The sequence below is a fragment of the Lysobacter sp. genome, from assembly GCF_035655815.1.
In the GTDB taxonomy this organism is placed as follows: domain Bacteria; phylum Pseudomonadota; class Gammaproteobacteria; order Xanthomonadales; family Xanthomonadaceae; genus Lysobacter_J.
Genome location: NZ_DASRTS010000035.1, coordinates 63,597 through 83,961, shown reverse-complemented (window position 1 = coordinate 83,961; position 20,365 = coordinate 63,597). Strand labels below are relative to the sequence as shown.

18 protein-coding genes are annotated in these 20,365 nt (G+C 68.1%); 16 read left to right on the top strand and 2 right to left on the bottom strand.

Translation table 11 applies throughout. From position 1 onward, the window contains the following. The first annotated feature begins 386 nt into the window (after nucleotides 1-386). Nucleotides 387-854 carry a YbaK/EbsC family protein gene (locus VFE83_RS09740; protein WP_324905530.1) on the top strand — a complete coding sequence of 156 codons (468 nt, stop codon included), beginning with the start codon at nucleotides 387-389 and terminating at the stop codon, nucleotides 852-854. Between the two features lie 165 nt (nucleotides 855-1,019). Here the strand turns inward: VFE83_RS09740 and VFE83_RS09735 are convergent, their stop codons facing one another. Next, nucleotides 1,020-1,952 (bottom strand): carbohydrate kinase family protein, encoded by a 933-nt coding sequence (locus tag VFE83_RS09735; protein WP_324905528.1) that lies wholly within the window; start codon nucleotides 1,950-1,952, stop codon nucleotides 1,020-1,022. A 276-nt stretch (nucleotides 1,953-2,228) separates the two neighbouring features. Between VFE83_RS09735 and VFE83_RS09730 the strand changes: the two genes are divergently transcribed. The 9 genes from VFE83_RS09730 to VFE83_RS09690 all read left to right on the top strand — a co-directional run bounded on the left by VFE83_RS09730 (nucleotide 2,229) and on the right by VFE83_RS09690 (nucleotide 13,171). Next, on the top strand, nucleotides 2,229-3,275 hold the full coding sequence (locus tag VFE83_RS09730; RefSeq protein WP_324905526.1) for a rod shape-determining protein: 1,047 nt from the start codon (nucleotides 2,229-2,231) through the stop codon (nucleotides 3,273-3,275). 165 nt (nucleotides 3,276-3,440) lie between these two features. Then, nucleotides 3,441-4,553: a rod shape-determining protein MreC gene (mreC, locus tag VFE83_RS09725; RefSeq protein WP_324905525.1), complete on the top strand. Its 1,113-nt coding sequence runs from the start codon at nucleotides 3,441-3,443 to the stop codon at nucleotides 4,551-4,553. Next, entirely contained in the window at nucleotides 4,550-5,035 is a 486-nt protein-coding gene (mreD, locus tag VFE83_RS09720; RefSeq protein ID WP_324905524.1) for a rod shape-determining protein MreD, read from the top strand. The genes mreC and mreD overlap by 4 nt, the downstream gene beginning before the upstream one ends. A gap of 1 nt (nucleotide 5,036) precedes the next feature. After that, nucleotides 5,037-7,172, top strand: coding sequence for a penicillin-binding protein 2 (gene mrdA / locus VFE83_RS09715; RefSeq protein ID WP_324905521.1), 2,136 nt, complete (start codon nucleotides 5,037-5,039; stop codon nucleotides 7,170-7,172). Next, nucleotides 7,169-8,281, top strand: coding sequence for a rod shape-determining protein RodA (gene rodA, locus VFE83_RS09710; protein WP_324905518.1), 1,113 nt, complete (start codon nucleotides 7,169-7,171; stop codon nucleotides 8,279-8,281). The genes mrdA and rodA overlap by 4 nt, the downstream gene beginning before the upstream one ends. Nucleotides 8,282-8,410: 129 nt before the next feature. Further along, complete coding sequence (mltB, locus tag VFE83_RS09705) at nucleotides 8,411-9,547, top strand: lytic murein transglycosylase B (protein WP_324905516.1); 1,137 nt, start codon at nucleotides 8,411-8,413, stop codon at nucleotides 9,545-9,547. Further along, nucleotides 9,544-10,650 (top strand): septal ring lytic transglycosylase RlpA family protein, encoded by a 1,107-nt coding sequence (locus VFE83_RS09700; protein WP_324905514.1) that lies wholly within the window; start codon nucleotides 9,544-9,546, stop codon nucleotides 10,648-10,650. Before mltB ends, VFE83_RS09700 begins: the two co-directional genes overlap by 4 nt. Before the next feature lie 61 nt (nucleotides 10,651-10,711). Beyond that, the gene (locus tag VFE83_RS09695; protein WP_324905512.1) at nucleotides 10,712-11,926 is read left to right on the top strand and encodes a D-alanyl-D-alanine carboxypeptidase family protein; all 1,215 of its coding nucleotides are present in this window, start codon (nucleotides 10,712-10,714) and stop codon (nucleotides 11,924-11,926) included. Nucleotides 11,927-12,172: 246 nt separating this feature from the next. Beyond that, nucleotides 12,173-13,171 carry a CsgG/HfaB family protein gene (locus VFE83_RS09690; RefSeq protein WP_324905511.1) on the top strand — a complete coding sequence of 333 codons (999 nt, stop codon included), beginning with the start codon at nucleotides 12,173-12,175 and terminating at the stop codon, nucleotides 13,169-13,171. A 62-nt stretch (nucleotides 13,172-13,233) separates the two neighbouring features. Here the strand turns inward: VFE83_RS09690 and VFE83_RS09685 are convergent, their stop codons facing one another. Next, nucleotides 13,234-14,007 carry a DUF695 domain-containing protein gene (locus tag VFE83_RS09685; protein WP_324905618.1) on the bottom strand — a complete coding sequence of 258 codons (774 nt, stop codon included), beginning with the start codon at nucleotides 14,005-14,007 and terminating at the stop codon, nucleotides 13,234-13,236. 84 nt (nucleotides 14,008-14,091) lie between these two features. Between VFE83_RS09685 and VFE83_RS09680 the strand changes: the two genes are divergently transcribed. The 6 genes from VFE83_RS09680 (at nucleotide 14,092) to VFE83_RS09655 (ending at nucleotide 20,345) form a co-directional block, all read left to right on the top strand. Then, entirely contained in the window at nucleotides 14,092-14,370 is a 279-nt protein-coding gene (locus tag VFE83_RS09680; RefSeq protein WP_324905508.1) for a DUF493 family protein, read from the top strand. Continuing rightward, nucleotides 14,358-15,095 carry a lipoyl(octanoyl) transferase LipB gene (lipB, locus tag VFE83_RS09675; protein WP_414674717.1) on the top strand — a complete coding sequence of 246 codons (738 nt, stop codon included), beginning with the start codon at nucleotides 14,358-14,360 and terminating at the stop codon, nucleotides 15,093-15,095. The genes VFE83_RS09680 and lipB overlap by 13 nt, the downstream gene beginning before the upstream one ends. Nucleotides 15,096-15,156: 61 nt before the next feature. Continuing rightward, nucleotides 15,157-16,170, top strand: a complete 1,014-nt coding sequence (lipA, locus tag VFE83_RS09670) for a lipoyl synthase (protein ID WP_324905506.1) — start codon at nucleotides 15,157-15,159, stop codon at nucleotides 16,168-16,170. A gap of 258 nt (nucleotides 16,171-16,428) precedes the next feature. Further along, nucleotides 16,429-18,687, top strand: a complete 2,259-nt coding sequence (locus VFE83_RS09665; RefSeq protein WP_324905504.1) for a carboxy terminal-processing peptidase — start codon at nucleotides 16,429-16,431, stop codon at nucleotides 18,685-18,687. A 269-nt stretch (nucleotides 18,688-18,956) separates the two neighbouring features. Next, the gene (locus VFE83_RS09660; RefSeq protein WP_324905502.1) at nucleotides 18,957-19,787 is read left to right on the top strand and encodes a methylated-DNA--[protein]-cysteine S-methyltransferase; all 831 of its coding nucleotides are present in this window, start codon (nucleotides 18,957-18,959) and stop codon (nucleotides 19,785-19,787) included. A gap of 111 nt (nucleotides 19,788-19,898) precedes the next feature. Further along, nucleotides 19,899-20,345, top strand: coding sequence for a universal stress protein (locus VFE83_RS09655; RefSeq protein ID WP_324905500.1), 447 nt, complete (start codon nucleotides 19,899-19,901; stop codon nucleotides 20,343-20,345). Nucleotides 20,346-20,365 lie beyond the last annotated feature (20 nt).

The following is a 20,365-nucleotide window of genomic DNA, read 5'->3' as shown; positions in this document are numbered from 1 at the left end:
GCCCTCCTTTTTCAAAGGAGGGAGAAGACCGGGGGCCGATACGGTGCGATGGGCCGTCGAGGTACTTTCAGCCGCAGTAGGTGTTTCCTCCCCTTTGAAAAAGGGGGATCGAGGGGGATTGCCCACAGCAGCGATTGCGAATGGAGGGCGAATTTTCCCGGCCTCCGGCTTCTAACAGCGAGAGGCAAGTCCGAAGAGAACCACTCGGTCGCTGAAACGCCCCACGTGAACGCATTCCTGCACGCGCGCCTTACGGTCGTGCCCGTAAGCTCGGAACCGATGCGGGCAGCACACGCATCGGGCGGCGCGTGCAACGGAAGCGCGTGCCGGGTTCATCGACGGCACGGCCGCGAGTGGAAGCGCTGCTGCGCCACGTGGAGGACGCCATGCTCTCCCCACGACTGCACAACCTGCTCGACCAAGGCCAAGCGCCATACACGACGCTGACGCATCCGCGCACCGTCACCGCGCACGAGACCGCATCGGCCGCGCGCGTGGAGCCCAATCACTTCGCCAAGACGGTGATGATCAAGGCCGACGGCAAGCTCGCCATGGTCGTCATGCCCGCGACGTATCGCGCCGACCTGTACCGGCTCTCGCTCGCGCTGGGCGGCGTGCCCGTGGAACTGGCCGAGGAAAGCGAATTCCGCGACGCCTTTCCCGATTGCGAACCCGGCGCCATGCCGCCTTTCGGCCACCTGTACGGCATGCCGGTGTACATCGACTCACGCCTGGCGCATCAGCAGGAAATCGCGTTCAACGCCGGCAACCACACCGAAGTGGTGCGCATGCCCTATGCGGAATTCGAACGCCTCGCCGCGCCGGAGATGCTCTGGCTGGCGCACATGATGTGACGATCGCCGGGAATCGTGAATCGTGAATCGTGAATCGTGGCGCGCGCGAAGCCCAAGCTTGCGCGCGATTCGCTGGCTGGTATCGAGAGCCAAAGGCGGGAACCAGAGAGCGAGCCGTAACCCGCTCGTACGATTCCCGGTTCTCCGTTCCCGATTCCCGGCTTCTTACAGCGCGTAACCGAACTGCTGCTTGAACTGCTCGCTGAACTCTTCGAAGTCGAAGCGCTGGTTCTGCGTGCCCGGATGCTCGACCTTCAGCGCGCCCATCAGGTTGCCCATGCGGCCGATGGTCAGCCAGTCGTAGCCCTTCTCGATGCCGTAGATCAGGCCGGCGCGGAACGCGTCGCCGCAGCCGGTCGGATCGGTGACGCGGCGCTCGTGCGCGGGCGGCACGTCATAGGTCTTGTCGGGCGTGTGGATCTGCGAGCCGTGCGGACCGCGCGTGGTGATGTAGGCCTTCACGCGCTTGACGATGTCGTTCTCGCTCCAGCCGGTGCGCTCCTGCAGCAGGTTCGACTCGTAGTCGTTGACGGTGACGTAGTCGGCCAGTTCGATGAAGTTGCGCAGCTCCTCGCCGTTGAACAGCGGCATGGCCTGGCCCGGGTCGAAGATGAAGGGAATGCCGGCCTCGGCGAATTCCTTCGCGTTCTGCAGCATGCCTTCGCGACCGTCGGGGCTGACGATGCCGAACGTCACGCCCTTCACGTCCTTCACGTGGTTCTCGTAGCTGCGCATCATCGCGCCGGGATGGAACGCGGTGATCTGGTTGTTGTCGTGGTCGGTGGTGATGAAGGCCTGCGGCGTGAACAGTTCTTCGATCTCCTTCACCTGCGACAGGTTGATGCCGCAATGCTCGAAGTGCTCGCGATACGGACCGAAGTCCTGGCCGACGGTCGCCATCGGGATCGGATCGCCGCCCAGCAGCTTGAGGTTGTAGGCGATGTTGCCGGCGCAGCCGCCGAATTCGCGGCGCATCCGCGGCACCAAGAAGGACACATTCAAGATGTGCACCTTGTCCGGCAGGATGTGGTTCTTGAACTGGTCCGGGAACACCATGATGGTGTCGTAGGCCAGCGAGCCGCAGATCAGTGCAGACATCGGAAAGTCACCCAGTGTTGATGCCCGCGCGGAGCGGGCGAAGCGGTGCGAGGGTTCGCGTGACGGCGGCCACGGTGGCGCGCGGGCGCTAGGGTAGCGGCTGGGGCAGCGGCCGGCCAGCCGGACCGGCGGGGCCGCCGCGGGCGATGGGCTCGTTCAGGTGACGGCGCAGGGCACGAAGTGCCCGGAAATGCAGGTTTTTTCCTTGCTCGACAAGGGGGGCGTTGATAGGCTAGCGAACCCCTCACGCGCCCCCTTTTAACGGCCGATCCCTCGATGTTCAAGAAGTTTCGCGGCATGTTTTCCAACGACCTGTCCATCGACCTGGGCACGGCGAACACCCTCATCTATGTCCGCGGCCAGGGAATCGTCCTGAACGAGCCGTCGGTGGTCGCCGTCCGCCAGGACCGCCTGATCGGCGGCAACCGCACGGTGGCGGCGGTGGGCAGCGAGGCCAAGATGATGCTGGGCCGTACGCCCGGCCACATCACCACGATCCGGCCGATGAAGGACGGCGTCATCGCCGACTTCACCTACACCGAGGAAATGCTCAAGCATTTCATCCGCAAGGTGCACAAGTCGCGCTTCCTGCGCCCGAGCCCGCGCGTGCTGGTCTGCGTGCCCTGCGGCTCCACCCAGGTCGAGCGCCGCGCGATCAAGGAATCGGCCGAGGAGGCCGGCGCCCGCGAGGTCTACCTGATCGAGGAACCGATGGCGGCCGCGATCGGTGCCGGCATGCCGGTGACCGAGGCCCGCGGCTCGATGGTCGTGGACATCGGCGGCGGCACTACCGAGGTGGCGGTCATCGCCCTCAACGGCATCGTGTACTCGGCTTCGGTCCGCATCGGCGGCGACCGCTTCGACGAGGCCATCATCAGCTACGTGCGCCGCACCTACGGCACGCTGATCGGCGAGGCCACGGCCGAGCGCATCAAGCTCGAGATCGGTTGCGCCTACCCGCAGCAGAAGGCCGCCACCATCGAAGTCTCCGGCCGCAACCTCGCCGAGGGCGTGCCGAAGATGATCACCATCAACTCCAACGAGGTGCTCGAGGCGCTGCGCGAGCCACTGGCCGGCATCGTCTCGGCGATCAAGCTGGCGCTGGAGCAGACCCCGCCGGAGCTGTGTGCCGACGTCGCCGAGCGCGGCATCGTCCTGACCGGCGGTGGCGCGCTGCTGCGCGACCTGGACCGCCTGATCAGCGAGGAGACCGGCCTGCACGTGCAAGTGGCCGACGATCCGCTGACCTGCGTCGCCCGTGGCGGTGGCCGCGCGCTGGAGCTGGTCGACATGCACGGCAACGAGTTCTTCGCGCCGGAGTAAGCCGGGAATGGGGAACCGGGAAGGGGAATGGTTGCGGCGTGTCCCGCAATGCGCTTCCGCCCGGTTTCCGACCGCGCCGGGCCTGCATCTCCGCCCGGCGACGACACGCGTACAGACGCGACGCTCTGACGATTCCCTCTAACCGGTTCCCGACTCCCGGCCACGATGCCCACCTACGCCGGTCCTCCCAGTTCCGCACGCACCGGCGACGTGGCTGGCACGCTCAAGCTGCTGGCCTACCTGGCCTTGGCGGTGGTGCTGATCGTGCTGGACCACCGCGGCGGCTGGCTGACCCGGGCGCGGCAACAGCTCACCGTGCTGGTGCAGCCCCTGTGGATGGTCGCCGGCTGGCCGGGACAGGCGGTCGAGCGCATCCGCGAGGACGCCGGGACGCTGACCCAGCTCACCGCCGAGAATCGCCGCCTGCGCAACGAGCTGATGCTCAACCAGGCCCGCATGGCGCGGCTTGCCACGTTGGCGGCCGACAACGCGCGCCTGCGCGGCCTGCTGGACGCCGCCGACCGCGGCAAGCTCGAGGTGGTGCTGGCGCCGGTCCTCGATGTCGACCTGGATCCGACCCGGCAGCGGCTGGTGCTGGACGTGGGCACGCGCGACCGCGTCGAGGTCGGGCAGAGCGTGATCGACTCCGGCGGCCTGCTCGGCCAGGTCATCGCGGTGACGCCGATGTACGCCAACGTCCTGCTGCTGACCGATCCGTCGCACGCGGTCCCGGTGGCAGTGGCGCGCAACGGCGTGCGCCTGGTGGTGTACGGCGAGGGCCGCAGCGACGTGCTGCGCCTGACCAGCGTGCCGCTTTCCAGCGACGTGAAGGTCGGTGACGTGCTGGTCACCTCGGGCCTGGGCGGTCGCTTCGCGCCGGGCTTCCCGGTCGGCACCATCGCCTCGCTCAAGCCGGACGACAGCCGCGCCTTCCTGGTCGGCGAGGTGAAGCCGGCCGCGCAACTCGACCGTGGCCGTGAGGTGCTGGTGCTGCTGTCGATGCCGAACCCGCTGCCCGCGGCTACCGCCTTCAACCAGGCCGAAGGTGCCCAGCGGGCCGGCGCCACGCCTGCGACCGGCACGGCAGCCGACCCGCCGGCCTCGGCCGCAAATCCGTCGCAGCCGGGTGGAACCGCTCCGGCAATTGCACCGGCCACGCCGGCGACGCCGCCCGCCAATGGCGCCTCTCGATCGCCGGCCACGCCTGCTCCGCAACCCTCGACACCCGCGCCAGCGCGCCGCGGGTCGGAACAGAACCCGCCGGAGGTGCGCCGATGACGCGCGCCCGACCGCAATGGGTGGTGTCGGTGAGCCTGGCGGTGGCCCTGCTGCTGGGCCTGCTGCCGCTGCCAGAGGTGGCGCAGCCGCTACGCCCGTACTGGCTGGCGCTGGTGCTGGCCTACTGGGTGATCGAGGACCCCGACCGCTTCGGCCTGGGCGCGGCGTTCCTGGTCGGCCTGCTCGGCGACCTGGTCTACGGCGGCCTGCTCGGCGAGCATGCGCTGCGGCTGGTCGTGATGACCTACATCCTGCAGCGCTTCCGCGCGCGGTTGCGCTTCTTCCCGATGTCGCAGCAGGCGCTGGCCATCGGCGGCCTGTTGCTCAACGACCGCATCGTGACCGCGGCGGTGCACGTCGCCGTGGGCGCGCCGACCCTGTCGCCGTCGTACTGGCTCTCGCCACTGACCGGCATGCTGCTATGGCCGCTGGTGTACGTGGCGCTGGATTCGATGCGGCATGGCCGCTGGCGGGTACGTTGAGATGGGCCCGCGCCGCCGCGTCCTGAAGAACAGCGCAGCCGAAGCCAACCAGTTCCGACTGCGCTCCGCCATCGCCTTCGCCTGCGTGCTGGTGGCGCTGGTGGGCCTGTCGTTCTGGTACTTCCGCCTGCAGGTGTGGCAGCACGACGACTACGCCACGCAGTCGGAAGCCAATCGCATCAAGCTGCGCCCGGTCGTGCCGGGGCGCGGGCTGATCCTCGACCGGAAGGGGCGCGTGCTGGCCGACAACGTGCCGGCCTACCGCATCGAAGTGACGCCGTTCGAAGCCGGCAAGTCGGACAAGTGGCTGCCGTCCCTGTCGCAGATCATCGCCATCAGCCCCGAAGACGTGGCGCGCTTCGAGGACGAGCGCAGGGCGACGCGCGGCTTCAAGCCGATCACGCTGAAGCTGCGCGTGACCGAGGAGGAGGCCGCGAGGTTCGCGGTGGACCGCTGGCGCTACCCCGGCATCGAACTGGTGCCGTACCTCAACCGGCGTTACCCCTACGGCGAACTGCTCTCTCACGTCATCGGCTACGTCGGCCGCATCGACGCCGACGACGTCAAGCAGCTCGGCGAAGGCAGCGCCGCGCTCACCCATATCGGCAAGACCGGGCTGGAGCGCTATTACGAGGACGTGCTGCGCGGCAAGGTCGGCTACGAGCAGATCGAGACCAACGTCGACGGCCGACCGATGCGCCAGGTCGGCCACGTGCCGGCCACGCCGGGCTCGGACCTGAGGCTCAGCATCGACCTGGACCTGCAGCAGGCCATGGTCACCGCGTTCGGCGACATGGACGGCTCGGCGGTGGCAATGGATCCGCGCACCGGCGAGATCCTCGGCATGGTCAGCCTGCCGGGTTACGACACCAACCTGTTCGTCAACGGCATTTCCAACGCCGACTACCGCGCGCTGATGGACAACCCGTCGCGTCCGCTGTTCAACCGCAACGTGCTCGGCGGCGGCCCGCCGGGTTCGACGGTGAAGCCGCTGATCGCGCTGGCGGGCCTGGACAGCGGCCTGCGCCGTCCCGAGGACGCGGTGTTCTCCACCGGCACGTTCTACATCCCCGGCCAGCGCCGCGGCTGGCGCGACGCGCACGGCGGCGCGGGCTGGACCGACCTGCGCAAGTCGATCGCCGCGTCGGTGAACTACTACTACTACAAGCTCGCCTACGACATGGGCATCGACCGCTTCGCCCAGTACATGCACAAGTACGGGTTCGGCGCGCGCACCGGCATCGACCTGGCCGGCGAGAACGTGGGCGTGGTGCCGTCGCCGGAGTGGAAGCGCAAGCGCAGCAAGGAGCCGTGGTACGCGGGCGAGACGGTCAACGCCGGCATCGGCCAGGGCTACTGGATCGCCACGGTGCTGCAGCTGGTGCGCGGCACCGCGGCCATCGCGAACGGTGGCGACCTGGTGCGTCCGCACCTCGTCGTCGAACGCCGCGATGGCTATGACACGCCGTGGCTGAAGCTGCCGCAGCCCACGCCGCCGCGCATCACCGACAACCCGTCCAACCTGCGCGCGGTGCAGGAAGGCATGATCGCCACGATGGGCCCCGGCGGCACCGGCCGCGCGATGGCCGCCGGCGCTCCGTACCTCATGGCCGGCAAGACCGGCACCGCGCAGAAGATCAGCCGCAAGGGCAGCCAGAGCTTCGATCCGCATTCGCTGCCGTACCACCTGCGCCACCAGGCGCTGTTCGTCGGCTACGCACCGGCCGACAACCCGACCATCGTGGTAGCGATCTCGGTCGAACATGGCGGCTTCGGCGGCAGCACCGCGGCGCCGATCGCGCGCAAGATCTTCGACGCCTGGTTGCTGGGCAAGATGCCCGAACCGATCCCGACCGATCCCAAGTACGTGCGTCCGCCGCAGCCCAAGGCCGAGCCGATCGGCCCGGCGCCTGCCGCTCCCGCCGCACCCGCACCCGCAAGCGCGGCAACGCCCTCGGCGCCCGCCACGCGAAGCCCCTCTCCCGCCGGGAGAGGGGTTGGGGTGAGGGTCGGCGGAGCCGCGGACGCTGGCCGGCCGGCGCCCGCAACAACTGCTCCGGCCGGACCCTCGGCCGTCCGGTCCAATGGCGCCGCCGATGAGGCACGGCTGCAGCGCCCGCAGGAGCCCACCCGATGAGGCAGATCCTGCGCTGGCTGTTCGACCTGCTGGTGCGCTTCGCGCGCACGCTCGACCTGCCGCTGGTCGGCGCGCTGCTGGCGCTGATGGGCATCGGCCTGGCGGTGCTGTACAGCGCGGCCGACCACTCGATGGGCCTGGTCGTGCGGCAGGGCGCGTTCTTCGTCGCCGGCCTGGGCGTGATGTGGGTGCTCTCGCGCATTCCGCCGAACCAGCTGCGCAACTGGACGCCGATCCTGTTCGCCGGCTCGCTGATCCCGCTGATCCTGGTGCTGCTGATCGGCACCGGCAAGCACGGGCGGCACTGGATCAACCTGGGCGTGGTGTACGTGCAGCCGGCCGAGCTGCTCAAGCTCAGCCTGCCGATGATGGTGGCCTGGTACCTGGACCGGCAGGCGCTGCCGCCGCGGCTGCGCACCGTGCTGGTCGCCGCGATCCTGATCGCCGTGCCGACCGGGCTGATCCTGCTGCAGCCGGACTTCGGCACGGCCATGCTGGTGGCGGTGAGCGGCGCCTTCGCGCTGTACCTGGCCGGCCTGCCGTGGTGGTGGTTCGGCATGGCGTTCGGCGCGGTTGCCGCGGTCGCACCCGTCGCGTGGTTCTGGCTGCTGCGGCCGTACCAGAAGGACCGCATCCTCACCTTCCTCAACCCCGAGTCCGATCCTTTGGGCACCGGCTGGAACATCATCCAGTCGAAGATCGCCATCGGCGCCGGTGGCCTCACGGGCAAGGGCTGGGGGCAGGGCAGCCAGTCGCACCTCAACTACCTGCCCGAACACACCACCGACTTCATCTTCGCCGTGCTCAGCGAGGAGTTCGGCTGGGCCGGCGTGGCCACCGTGCTGGCGCTGTACCTGTTCGTGGTCGGCCGCTGCCTGTGGATCGCCGCGGAAGCACGCGACGGCTATTCGCGCCTGATTGCCGGCGCGCTGGGCCTGGCGTTCTGCGTGTACGTCATCGTCAATGGCGGCATGATCTCGGGCCTGTTGCCGGTGGTCGGCGTGCCGATGCCGTTGCTGAGTTACGGCGGCACGTCGGCGGTCTCGCTGCTCGCGGGCCTCGGCGTGGTGATGGCGGTGCGCGCGCATCGGCCGATCTACGCACGCTGACTCGCACCAATGCGCATTCAGCGTGGGCGCACGCACCGACGAAGCTGACTCGCAGCCGATCATCGCGCAAACACGCGGTTTTGACGTCCCGGAACGCGTGCTACCCTCGCGTCGATGACCCGACGCCACATGCCCCGTAGCGCCGTGATCAGCGCGCTCCTGCTCGCGTTGGCCGGTTGCGCGACACCCGCTGCGCCGCCGCCCGCGCCCGCCCAGACCCCTGCTCCCGCTGCGCCCGTGCCGCAGGTCCCGGGCACGCCCGCCTTGCCCGAACCGGTGGTGCAGCAGCCCCTGGAGCAGGCGCGCGCCGCGTTCGTACGCGACACCGCCACGCAGTACGGCATCGATCCGGCCTATATCGAGTCGGTGCTGGCACGCGCCGAGATCCGCGACAGCATCATCACCGCCATGTCGCGCCCGGCCGAGGCCAAGCCTTGGCGCGACTACCGCCCCATCTTCATCACCCAGACCCGGATCGACGGCGGCCGCGAGTTCCTCGCCCAGCACCGCGATGCGCTGGCGCGCGTGGAGGCCCAGTACGGCGTGCCCGCGCAGGTGATCGTCGCAATCATCGGCGTGGAGACCAACTACGGCCGCAACACCGGTTCGTATCCGGTGCTGGATGCGCTGTACACGCTCGCCTTCGCCTATCCGCGCAGCGGCGATCCGGCCAAGGCCGATCGCGAGAACCGCCGCGAGGCGTTCTTCCGCGGCGAACTGGCGCAGTTGTTCGCGCTGGGCAAGGAAACCGGACTCGACATCACCACGCTCACCGGCAGTTATGCCGGCGCGATGGGTTGGGGTCAGTTCATGCCGTCGAGCTATCGCGAGTTCGCCGTCGACGGCGACGGCGACGGCAAGCGCGACCTGTTCAACAACCTCGACGACGTGTTCGCGTCCATCGCCAACTACTTCGTCAAGAAGGGCGGCTGGGTGCGTGGCGGCCCGGTGACGCTGCGGGCCAATGCGGACGTCGGCGCGCAGCCGATCCAGCCGGAAAGCCTGGATCCCGTATACACGCTCGACGATCTGGCCAGGCGCGGCTTCCGGCCGCTGGGCGCCGTCGCGCCCGGCCAGACCGCTACCGTGGTCAGCCTGGATGGCGTGGCCGGGCCGGAATACTGGTTCGGCTTCCGCAATTTCTACGCGATCACCCGCTACAACATCTCCAAGCACTACGCGATGGCGGTGTACCAGCTGAGCGAGGCGATCGTCGGGCGGGATGTGCCGGTCGCCGATGCCGGCACGGGGCAACCGGCGGCATGAACGGCGCCAGCCTTCATCGCGGCGTGGCCCTGAGGGTATTTGCCGCCGCGCTGGTGCTGGGCCTGGCGGCCTGCGCGAGCAATCCCAAGAAGTCCGCTTCCGAAGCGGTGCCGGCCCCGGATCGCGATGGCGTGCATCGCGCGCCGCTTCCCGGAGGCAAGAAGAAATCCCCGTACGCGCCCGCCCAGGAAGACCCGCGCACGCGTGGCGACTACATCGCTGGCGGCCTGTACAAGCCGGGCGTGCCGGACACCACGCCGGACTACATCCCGGACGTGGATGCGATTCCCGAGCCCGAAGTCACCGCCGAGCCGCGTTCGGCCGTGGGCAACCGGCCCTCGTACAAGGTGCTGGGCAAGACCTACAAGGTGCTCGACAACCCCAAGGGCTATAGCGAGCGCGGCACCGCCTCGTACTACGGGCAGAAGTTCCACGGCCGCCGCACGTCCAACCTGGAGGTGTACGACATGTACGCCTTCACCGCCGCGCACAAGACACTGCCGCTGCCGAGCTTCGCCCGCGTCACCAACCTCGACAACGGCAAGTCGGTGGTGGTGCGCGTCAACGATCGCGGACCCTTCCACGACGGGCGTCTGATCGACCTCAGCTACGCCGCCGCGGTCAAGCTGGGCATCACCCAGCGCGGCACGGGCCGGGTCGAGGTGCGCGCACTGACGCCGGGCGATGACGAGGCGACCATGGCGTCCGCGCCGGCTGCGGGGCCCGCCAAGCCAGCGGCGCCGAGCGCGATGGACCGCCTGGTCGCCGCCATGCCCATCGCCAATGCCAAGGCCGGCGAACTGCCGCCGGGCGTGCGCATCGCGACGGGCCGGCCCGCGCCGGCGCCCACATCGCCCGTGGCTTCGGGCGACCCGGGCGTGATGTACCAGGTCGCCAGCTTCACCGCCCGCGCCAACGCCGATCGCGCCCTGTCGCAGCTGCGCCAGGCCGGTATCGACACTGCGCAGCTCAGCGATGCCAGCACCAACGGCCAGACCATCTGGCGCGTGCGGGTGGGGCCGCTGCAGCCCGCCCAGGTCACGGAACTCGCCGCCCGCATCGCGGGTCTGGGTTTCGGCCAGCCGCAGCGCGTGCGCGACTAGAATTTCTCCTCTTTATTTTTGTCACAGGCCGGCTCGTCCGGCCGCCGGAGCCGCCCAGAAGATGAAAGTCCCCGCTCTCGCCAGAGCCGCCGTACTCGCTGCCGCCACCACGCTGGTGGCGGGCCTTGCCATCGCGCAGACCACGCCGCAGCCGCGCACCGCGCAGCCGCCGGCCAGCGACTCGCTGCCGGTGCCGCCTCCGCCGAAGGTCACCGGCACCGCCTGGGTGGTGATGGATGCCGCCAGCGGCAACATCCTGGCCGGCGAGAACTACGACCAGCCGATGGAGCCGGCCAGCATCACCAAGGTGATGACCAGCTACGTGATCGCCGCGGAAATGGCGGCCGGCAAGATCAAGCCAGACGACCAGGTGATGATGACCGAGAACGCCTGGCGCGTCGGCGGCGCGGGCACCGACGGCAGCTACTCCGGTTTCGAGGTCAACAAGACCGCGCCACTGCTGGAGATGGAAAAGGGCATGGTCGTCCAGTCGGGCAACGATGCCGCGATCGCGCTGGCCGAGCACGTCGCCGGCAGCACGGATGCTTTCGCGTCGCTGATGAACCAGTACGCCGCCCGCATCGGCATGAAGAACTCGCATTTCGTGAACCCGACCGGCCTCTCGGCTGAGGGACACGTCTCCACGGCGCGCGACCTGGCGCTGCTCGGCCGTGCGTTGATCCACGACTATCCGGTCGCGTATTCGTACAACAAGATCAAGGAATTCACGGTCGGTCCGATCACGCAGCCCAACCGCAACCTGCTGCTGTGGCGCGATCCGAGCGTGGACGGCATCAAGACGGGCCACCACTCCGGCGCGGGCTACTGCCTGATGGCCTCGGCCAAGCGCGGCGACCAGCGCCTGATCTCGGTGGTCATGGGTTCCACCAGCGAGAACCAGCGCGCCGTCGATTCGCAGGCGCTGCTCAACTGGGGCTTCCGTTTCTTCGAAACCCACAAGCTCTACGACGTCGGCAAGGCCATTGCCAGGCAGAAGGTGTGGAAGGGCGCCGCGGACGAAGTGCAACTGGGCGTCGCCGAGCCGATGCTGGTGACCGTGCAGCGCGGCAAGTACGACCAGCTCAAGCCGATGATGGACGTGCCCAAGACGCTGGTCGCACCGATCGCCAAGGGCCAGAAGATCGGCACGGTGAAGGTCACGCTGGACGGCAAGGTCGTCGCACAGCGTCCGCTGGTCGCGCTGAACGCGGTCGAGCAGGGCGGCTTCTTCAAGCGCCTGTGGGATGAATTCTGGATGTGGTGGGAGTCGGACTGACTCCTTCGACGAACGTCGCTTGATAAAGGCCGGCAACTTGCCGGCCTTTTCTTTTGGGCGATCGCCATGCGTCGCGCGATGCACGACTGCGCGCCCGGTTTCCATGGGACAAATTCGGAAGGCAGTGCGTGCCATGGCCCGCTACCGTCTCGCGCCGGTCCGCGCGCGTCCGTCTCGCCGCGGCAACACGGCGGGAGCTGCATCGCAGCCTCACGGAAGACGGAAACTCATCAGGGAGCAGATCGAATGAATCACACCGGACGCGCGGCCGTATGGACCGCGGCCATGCTGGTCATCGCGGGGACGATCGCCACGCCGGCGGTCGCGCAACGCAAGAGCGCGCAGCAGATCCGCGCGGAGAAGACCGCGCAGATACCCGTGTGCAGCAAGAAGCTCGGCAGCATCTCGGTGCTGGAACCGGAAGACGCCACAAGTTGGTGGAGCGGCGAGCAGCTGCCCGCGCCGTCCAAGCTGATCAAGGTCTTCGTCAGCAAGTCTGGATGCTTCACCCTGGTCGATCGCGGCGCCGGCATGGACGCGGCCATGCGCGAGCGCGAGCTGTCCTACGGCGGCGAACTGCGCAACCGCTCCAACGTGGGCAAGGGCCAGGTGAAGGCGGCCGACTACGTGATGGTTCCGGACCTGGTCGCGCGCAACAGCAACGCAGGCGGCAGCGGCATCGGCGCACTGGTGGGCGGCCTGCTCGGCGGCAGTCGCGGCGCCGCACTTGGCGGCGCGCTGAACATGCGCAGCAAGACCGCCGACGTGGTGCTGACCATCACCGACGTGCGGTCTTCCGAGCAGGTCGCCATGGCCGAAGGCAGCGCAAAGAAGACCGACATCGGCTTCGGCGCAAGCGGGAGCCTGTTCGGCGGCAGTGGCCTCGGCAGCGCCGGCGTGGGCGGTTACGCCAATACGGAGATCGGCCAGGTCATCGCCATGGCGTACCTGCAGGCCTACACCGACATCGTCGCGCAACTGGGTGGCCTGCCCGACGACGCGTCCGCGGCGAACGCCGCCCGCGCGGTCACCGTGATCAAGCCGGCGCGCCTGTTCACCACGCCTGCCGGTACGAAGGCAGTGCGCTCGCTGGACGTGGGCATGATGCTGTACCCCACCGGCACCAAAGACGGCGCGATGTGGGAAGTCGAGGACGAACTGGGCAACAAGGGCTGGGTGTCGTCGACCCTGCTGGAGCTGTCCAAGTACGACCCGCGCGATCCGCACCCGGCGGCGGGCGGGTAGTTCTTTCCCGGTTCAGGCACGCGGCTTCGGGCGCATGAAAAAGCCGGCAATTGCCGGCTTCTTCATTGGTGCGGCGAGCCCCGCCGTTCGTTGGATGGCAGGCATTGCGTCTCCCACCCGTCGTAGCGCCCGCCCGCGTCGCGCGCTGCGCGGAGCAGTGGAACGGTGACGTCGTGAATGTCGCGATGGCTGGGGACGTCGCGCCGGACAAGACGCACGCCGACCTCGTCACCTGCCGACTCCGTTACCCACGACTCGCGCACTTCGAACCCCAGTGCCGTTACGCGGGCGACGAACACCTCGCACGAGGACGCGTCGGGAAAGTAGGCCCAGTGTTCGATTTCGCGCGCCTGCGTCAGCGGGTCGCCGTTTTCCTCCAAGCTATCGCACACTTGGCGATTGGTGATGAAGTCCCAGCCCTGCTCATTCGGGTACAGGAATTCGAGGTATGCGGACCATGCGGGATCCGGTTCCGACTCCGCCTCGTGGGAGTAGTCGGGAAACCGCGCCATGAAATCCGCCGCCTGCCGCTTCCAGGCAGCGGCGTCCGCGACGTAGAACCAGTAGTCCCGCCGCCCGTCGGAAGTGTTGCGTCCGACGTACATCGTGGTGGGCGAGGCGAGGTGTTCCTCAAGGGCGTCCTCGATGGCCTTGAGCGCGTCGAATTCGTCATGGCTGGAAAGCCCGTCGGGACGCGGCTGGCGCAACACGAGGCTGAGGTAGGCGCGATCGGGCAATGCCGCCAGGGGCGCCTGGTCACGCAGGTGCAGGTCGACGTAGATGGATGCGGGCTTGTCGTCCACATGGCAGAAGTAGAAGTCCCATTTCCGGTCCATCCGGCGTCCCTGCTTGGGTGATCCGGGCATCTTATGTCGAACCCGTCCCTTGGGTTCCGCGCCTCCCACCCCGATAATCCGCCCATGGAAATCAAATCCGACAACCCGGAGCATGGGTTCCAGTTTCCCGGCACGTTCGAGCTCAGTGCGATGGGCGCGGCCGAGAAGGACCTGGAAACCGTGCTTCCCACGTTGCTGATGGATGCAGGCATCGAAGTGCTGCACGAGACGGTCAACTGGAAGCTCTCCAGCAACGGCCGTTTCGTGTCCGTGCGCATCAGCTTCCGTGCCGAGAGCCGCGAGCAGTACGACCGCGCGCACCAGGTCCTGCGCGACCATCCGGAAGTGAAGTGGACGCTGTAGCCGCGCCGGTAGCGGACGTGGCGGAGGCGCCGCGTCTCCTGCCACCCACGCAGTTGCGCGACCTGGGCCGCCAGGCCTACGAGCCGGTCTGGCACGCCATGCAGGCCTTCACCGACGCGCGCACACCGGATACGCCCGACGAGCTGTGGCTGGTCGAGCACGATCCGGTGTTCACCTTGGGTCAGGCCGGCAAGGACGAGCACGTGCTCTTTCCGGGCGAGATCCCGGTGATCCACGTCGATCGCGGCGGCCAGGTGACGTACCACGGGCCGGGCCAGATCGTGCTGTACCCGCTGCTCGACCTGAAGCGCCTGAAGGTAGGCGTGAAGGACTACGTGCACCGCATCGAACAGGCCATGATCGACACCCTGGGCGACTGGAACATCCACGCCGAGCGCCGCGACGGTGCGCCGGGCGTCTACGTGAACGGAGCCAAGATCGGCGCGCTGGGCATCCGCGTGCGCCGCGGGTGCACCTTCCACGGCCTGGCGTTCAACATCGCGATGGACCTGGAGCCGTTCCGCCGCATCAATCCCTGCGGCTACCAGGGGCTGCAGGTGACCTCGATGCTAGACTTGGGCGGCCCGTCCGGGCTGGAAGCGGTCAAGCCGGTGCTGATCGGGCACGTCGCCCGCCAGTTCGGCCTTGTCGTCGAAGCGGCACCGCCGTCTGCCTTTCCGCCAGAGAAAGCATTGGACGCGGATTCCACGGATAAACGCGGATAAGGACCTTCCCGGGCTTGCCCTATCCGCGTCCTTCCGCGTAATCCGTGTCAAAGAAGAGACCATGAACGAACCTGCCGCCAAGACCATTCCCCTCGCTGTCGTCGGTAGCGACGTACCTGCGACCCTGCAACCGGGGGTGAAGCAGGTCGCCGGCGACAAGATTGCGCGTTCGCCGGTGCAGTTCGCCGATGCGCCGGTGCTGCGCAAGCCGTCGTGGATCCGCGTGCGCATTCCTTCGGGCAACTCGGTGCAGCAGCTCAAGGCGAAGCTGCGCGAGAACCGCCTGGTGACGGTGTGCGAGGAAGCCAGCTGCCCGAACATCCACGAGTGCTTCAGCCACGGCACGGCTACCTTCATGATCCTGGGCGAGGTCTGCACGCGCCGCTGCAGCTTCTGCGACGTCGCCCACGGCCGCCCGAAGCCGCCGGACCCGGCCGAGCCCATGCACCTGGCGACCACCGTCGCCGACATGCGCCTGAAGTACGTGGTGGTCACCAGCGTCGACCGCGACGACCTGCGCGACGGCGGCGCCCAGCATTTCGTCGACTGCATCGCCGCGATCCGTGAGCAGAGCCCCGGCACCAAGATCGAGGTGCTCACGCCCGACTTCCGCGGCAAGGGCCGCATGGAGCGCGCGCTGGAGATCCTGGCGACCAATCCGCCGGACGTGTTCAACCACAACGTCGAAACCGTGCCTGACCTGTACCGCAACGTGCGTCCGGGCGCCGATTACCAGTGGTCGCTAACGCTGCTGAAGAAATTCAAGGCGCAGCATCCGGAGGTCGCGACCAAGAGCGGCATCATGCTCGGCCTGGGCGAGACCCTTGAGCAGGTTCAGGCGACGCTGCGCGACCTGCGCGAGCATGACGTGGACATGATCACCATCGGCCAGTACCTGCAGCCCAGCGCGCACCACCATCCGGTGCTGCGTTACTGGACGCCGGAGGAATTCAAGGCGCTGGAGGAATACGGCATGGCGCTGGGGTTCACCCACGTCGCCTCGGGCCCGCTGGTGCGTTCGTCCTACCACGCCGACCGCTCGGCGATGGAAGCCGGCGTCGTCGCAGCGGTCTGATCCCGCGGCGGCGGCCTGCATCACGCTTCTTTGACCACCGGTGCCCGAGGCTAACGTACGCCTAACGGTTCGCCTGCGCGCAGCTGAATGCCCGCCGATGAATGGGGAAAGTGCGCCGCATGGCACGCTTAATCCCACCTTCGCGGGGTGACAGCCGGTGCAACTTTCGGCACTGTGGGGCTGTCGGACTCCGGGTCCATTCTGCGTTCGACTCCCTAGAAGACCTGACCAGGCCGCATGCGGCCTAGAGCTGCCGCGATGAAAGCCAAGACCACGCCTGCCTCCGTCCTTGTCGCCTTTTTGCTGACCACGCCGGTTGCGCTGCTCGCGCAGTCCGACAGCGCGGGCGACAAGAAGACCTCGCAGGTCGAGGTGCCCGCGCACGAGAAGCCGAACCTGATCAAGTCGATGGAGCCGTCGCCGCTGCCGCGCGCGGCCACCGCCGACCAGACCACGGCCGCCAAGCTCGTGTACGGACTGCTCTCCGACAGTCGCTACGCCTACCGGCCGGTCGCGCTGGACGACACGCTGTCGGCCGACATCTACAAGCGCTACCTGGAAGCGCTGGACGGCGGCAAGCAGTTCTTCACCGCGCAGGACATCGCCAAGTTCGACGCGTACAAGCTCAAGTTCGACGACGCGATCAAGAGCGGCGACCTCGCGCCGGCCTACGCGATCTTCGCGCTGTACAAGCAGCGCGTCGACCAGCGCGTGGCCTATGCGCGCGACCTGCTGAAGCAGGACATCTTCGAATTCACCGGCGCCGATCGCTACGAGTACGACCGCGAGGATGCACCGTGGGCCGAGGCGACCGCGCTGGACACGCTGTGGAAGCAGTCGGTGCGCAACGACTGGCTGCGCCTGAAGCTGGCGGGCAAGAAGCAGGAAGACATCCGCAAGACGCTCGACAAGCGTTACGCGAACATGGGCAAGTCGATCGCGCAGCTGAAGGGCGAGGACGTGTTCCAGACCTTCCTCAACAGCTACGCCAACTCGGTCGATCCGCACACCGATTACTTCACCCCCAAGACCGCGGACAATTTCAACGTCTCGATGTCGCTGTCGCTGGAAGGCATCGGCGCGGTGCTGCAGAAGCAGGACGACGTGGTCGCGATCCGCGAGATCGTGCCGGGCGGTCCGGCCGGCAAGTCCGGCAAGCTCAAGCCCGGTGACCGCGTGGTCGCCGTGGGCCAGGGCGAAAGCGGCGCAATGGAGGACGTGATCGGCTGGCGCATCGACGACGTCGTCGCCAAGATCCGCGGCGCCAAGGGCACCAAGGTGCGTCTTGACGTGATTCCGGCCGAGGCCGGCCTGGACAGCGAGCCGAGCCGCCTGGTGCTGGTGCGCGACAAGGTGCGCCTGGAAGACCAGGCCGCCAAGTCCAAGGTCATCACCATTCCCGCCGCCGACGGCGCGCCGGAAAAGCGCATCGGCGTGATCGAACTGCCGGGCTTCTACCAGGACTTCGAGGGCCGCCGGAAGAACAGCGACGACTACGCGTCGGCGACGCGCGACGTGGCCAGGCTGCTGACCAAGCTGCGCGCCGACAAGGTCGATGGTGTCGTGCTGGACCTGCGCAACAACGGTGGTGGTTCGCTCAACGAGGCGATCGAGCTGACCGGCCTCTTCATCGACCGCGGCCCGGTGGTGCAGGTGCGCGAATCCGGCGGCCGCGTCAGCGTCGAAGGCGACAGCGACAGCGGCATCGCCTGGGAAGGCCCGCTGGCGGTGCTGATCAACCGCGGTTCGGCCTCGGCGTCGGAGATCTTCGCCGGTGCCATCCAGGACTACGGTCGCGGCCTGGTCATCGGCGAGACGAGCTTCGGCAAGGGCACGGTGCAGAACCTGGTCGATCTGGACCGCTGGCCGGCGAACGAGGAAGCGCGTTTCGGCCAGGTGAAGCTGACCATCGCGCAGTTCTTCCGCGTCAGCGGCGGCTCGACCCAGAACAAGGGCGTGGTGCCGGACGTCTCGTTCCCGGTGTCGGTGGATGCCAGCGAATACGGCGAAAGCACCTACGACAACGCGCTGCCGTGGACCCGCATCTCCGCGGTGCCGCACACCGCGTACGGCAACTTCGCGCCGCTGCTGCCGAAGCTGGAAGCGCTGCACACCACGCGCATCGCCAACGACAAGGAATTCCAGTGGTGGTCCGAGGACGTCGCGCAGTTCCGCGAGGAGCGCGCGAAGAAGTGGGTGAGCCTCAACGAGGCCGAGCGCCGCGCCGAGCGTGACCGCGACGACGCCAAGCGCAAGCAGCGCCAGGAGCAGCGCAAGGCGCTGGGCCTGGACCTGGATCCGCTGGCCGAGGACGCGTACGACGACGGCCTGTCGGCGAACGAGCGCGACATCGCCAAGGATGCCGAGCGCGAGAAGCTGGCCGAGAAGCGCCCCGATCCGCTGCTGCGCGAGTCCGCGGCGATCCTGGCCGACGCGGTACGCCTGCTCAACAACGACCGCCAGCTCTCGGCACAGGTGCTGCCGACCGCGACGACGGCGGGTCATTGGGCCGACTGAGGCTTGGGTAAAGCCAAGAGCTAATCCCCCTCAATCCCCCTTTTTTCAAAGGGGGAAGTTGAAAAGCGCGGGGCGTGCTTTGTCTCCTTGGAACAACGGACGGAGCTTCGCTCCTGCTCCCTCCTTGGGCCAAAGAACGGAGCTTCGCTTGCGCTTCTCCCCTCTTTGAAAAAGAGGGGCCGGGGGAGATTCACGGGGTCTGCGGAGCTCCAGACCTGCAGCAAGATCCGGATAGCGGGCTATGCGGCGTCCTCGCTAGGCTTTGCCCCATGAACACCGCCCGCCAGCTTCGCGACAAGCTCGATCACGCCAGGCGCCTGCTCGACGACGGTGAGCCGACGCTGGCCGAGCTGGCGGCGCAGGTGGACCTGAGCGCCTCGCACCTACAGCGCCGGTTCGCCGAACATTTCGGACTGAGTCCCGCCGAGTACCTCGCCCAGCGCAAGCTGGGGACGCTGAAGCTGGCGCTGCGCGAAGGCAGCGACGTCAGCGCGGCGTTGTACGACGCCGGCTACGGGTCGCCCTCGCGCGTGTACGAAGGCGGCGCGGCGCGACTGGGTATGACGCCGGCGCGGTACCGGTCGGGCGGCGCGGGCGAACAGATCCGCTGGAGCATCGCCGACACGGCGCTCGGCCAGGCGCTGGTGGCGACGACCTCGCGCGGCATCTGCATGATCGAGCTCGGCGAGGACGCGGCGCAGCTGGAAGCACAACTGCATGCCGAGTTCCCCAAGGCGCAGCTCGAGCGCGTGGACTCCGGACGCGACGAGTTCCTCGCGCCGCGCCTGCGCGCCGTGGCCGATGCGCTGGCCGGCAGGCAGGCGCAGGTACCGGTCGACCTCATCGGTACCGCGTTCCAGAAGAAGGTCTGGGACGCCCTGATGAAGATCCCGCGCGGGCAGACGCGCAGCTACGCCGACATCGCGCGGCAGATCGGCCATCCTCGCGCCACGCGCGCCGTCGCCAACGCCTGCGCCGGCAACCGCCTGGCCGTGGTCGTGCCCTGTCATCGCGTGGTGCGCGGAGACGGCTCACTGGGCGGCTACCGATGGGGCCTGCCGATGAAACAGCAGGTCCTGGCGCGTGAACGCGCGGCCTGAGCGCCTTGACCGTGCCGCTCGTCGGAACACCGGCCGACGGTTGAGCCGGATCAACGGCATGGCCGCGCCGGAACCCGAAGGTGGTGGTACATCCACCCTGCGGAGGCCGCCATGTACCACCACATCTGCATTCCCACCGATGGATCGCCGCTGTCCGACCACGCCATCGACCAGGCGCTGGAGCTGGCGAAGACGCTGCGCGCCCGCGTGACCGTGCTGTGCGTGACGCAGCCGTACCACGTGTTCGCGGTGACGCCGGAACAGATGATCGCGGTGCGCGACGACTACGAGCGCGAGGCGCGCGAAATGGCGCGCAGCCACCTGCGGACCGTGGAAGCACGGGCGCACGCGCTGAGCGTGCCGTGCGACAGCGTGGTCATCGAGGACGAGTTCCCGTACGAGGCGATCATCGCGATCGCGCACGAGCGTGGCTGCGATCTCATCGCGATGGCTTCGCACGGCCGGCGCGGCATCAAGGCGCTGGTGCTGGGCAGCGAGACGCTGAAGGTACTCACCCACTCGACCATTCCGGTGCTGGTGTACCGCCAGCCGTCGTAAGTACCGTTCGATGAACCGGC

Excerpts from the sequence above, each read along its gene's own strand:
- VFE83_RS09685 (WP_324905618.1), bottom strand. The coding sequence starts at position 14,007 with ATGGACCGGAAATGGGACTTCTACTTCTGCCATGTGGACGACAAGCCC.
- VFE83_RS09680 (WP_324905508.1), top strand. The coding sequence starts at position 14,092 with ATGGAAATCAAATCCGACAACCCGGAGCATGGGTTCCAGTTTCCCGGC.
- mreD (WP_324905524.1), top strand. The coding sequence starts at position 4,550 with ATGACGCGCGCCCGACCGCAATGGGTGGTGTCGGTGAGCCTGGCGGTG.
- mreC (WP_324905525.1), top strand. The coding sequence starts at position 3,441 with ATGCCCACCTACGCCGGTCCTCCCAGTTCCGCACGCACCGGCGACGTG.
- VFE83_RS09690 (WP_324905511.1), top strand. The coding sequence starts at position 12,173 with ATGAATCACACCGGACGCGCGGCCGTATGGACCGCGGCCATGCTGGTC.
- VFE83_RS09655 (WP_324905500.1), top strand. The coding sequence starts at position 19,899 with ATGTACCACCACATCTGCATTCCCACCGATGGATCGCCGCTGTCCGAC.
- VFE83_RS09660 (WP_324905502.1), top strand. The coding sequence starts at position 18,957 with ATGAACACCGCCCGCCAGCTTCGCGACAAGCTCGATCACGCCAGGCGC.
- rodA (WP_324905518.1), top strand. The coding sequence starts at position 7,169 with ATGAGGCAGATCCTGCGCTGGCTGTTCGACCTGCTGGTGCGCTTCGCG.
- VFE83_RS09740 (WP_324905530.1), top strand. The coding sequence starts at position 387 with ATGCTCTCCCCACGACTGCACAACCTGCTCGACCAAGGCCAAGCGCCA.
- VFE83_RS09695 (WP_324905512.1), top strand. The coding sequence starts at position 10,712 with ATGAAAGTCCCCGCTCTCGCCAGAGCCGCCGTACTCGCTGCCGCCACC.
- lipA (WP_324905506.1), top strand. The coding sequence starts at position 15,157 with ATGAACGAACCTGCCGCCAAGACCATTCCCCTCGCTGTCGTCGGTAGC.
- VFE83_RS09735 (WP_324905528.1), bottom strand. The coding sequence starts at position 1,952 with ATGTCTGCACTGATCTGCGGCTCGCTGGCCTACGACACCATCATGGTG.
- VFE83_RS09730 (WP_324905526.1), top strand. The coding sequence starts at position 2,229 with ATGTTCAAGAAGTTTCGCGGCATGTTTTCCAACGACCTGTCCATCGAC.
- VFE83_RS09665 (WP_324905504.1), top strand. The coding sequence starts at position 16,429 with ATGAAAGCCAAGACCACGCCTGCCTCCGTCCTTGTCGCCTTTTTGCTG.
- VFE83_RS09700 (WP_324905514.1), top strand. The coding sequence starts at position 9,544 with ATGAACGGCGCCAGCCTTCATCGCGGCGTGGCCCTGAGGGTATTTGCC.
- mltB (WP_324905516.1), top strand. The coding sequence starts at position 8,411 with ATGCCCCGTAGCGCCGTGATCAGCGCGCTCCTGCTCGCGTTGGCCGGT.
- mrdA (WP_324905521.1), top strand. The coding sequence starts at position 5,037 with ATGGGCCCGCGCCGCCGCGTCCTGAAGAACAGCGCAGCCGAAGCCAAC.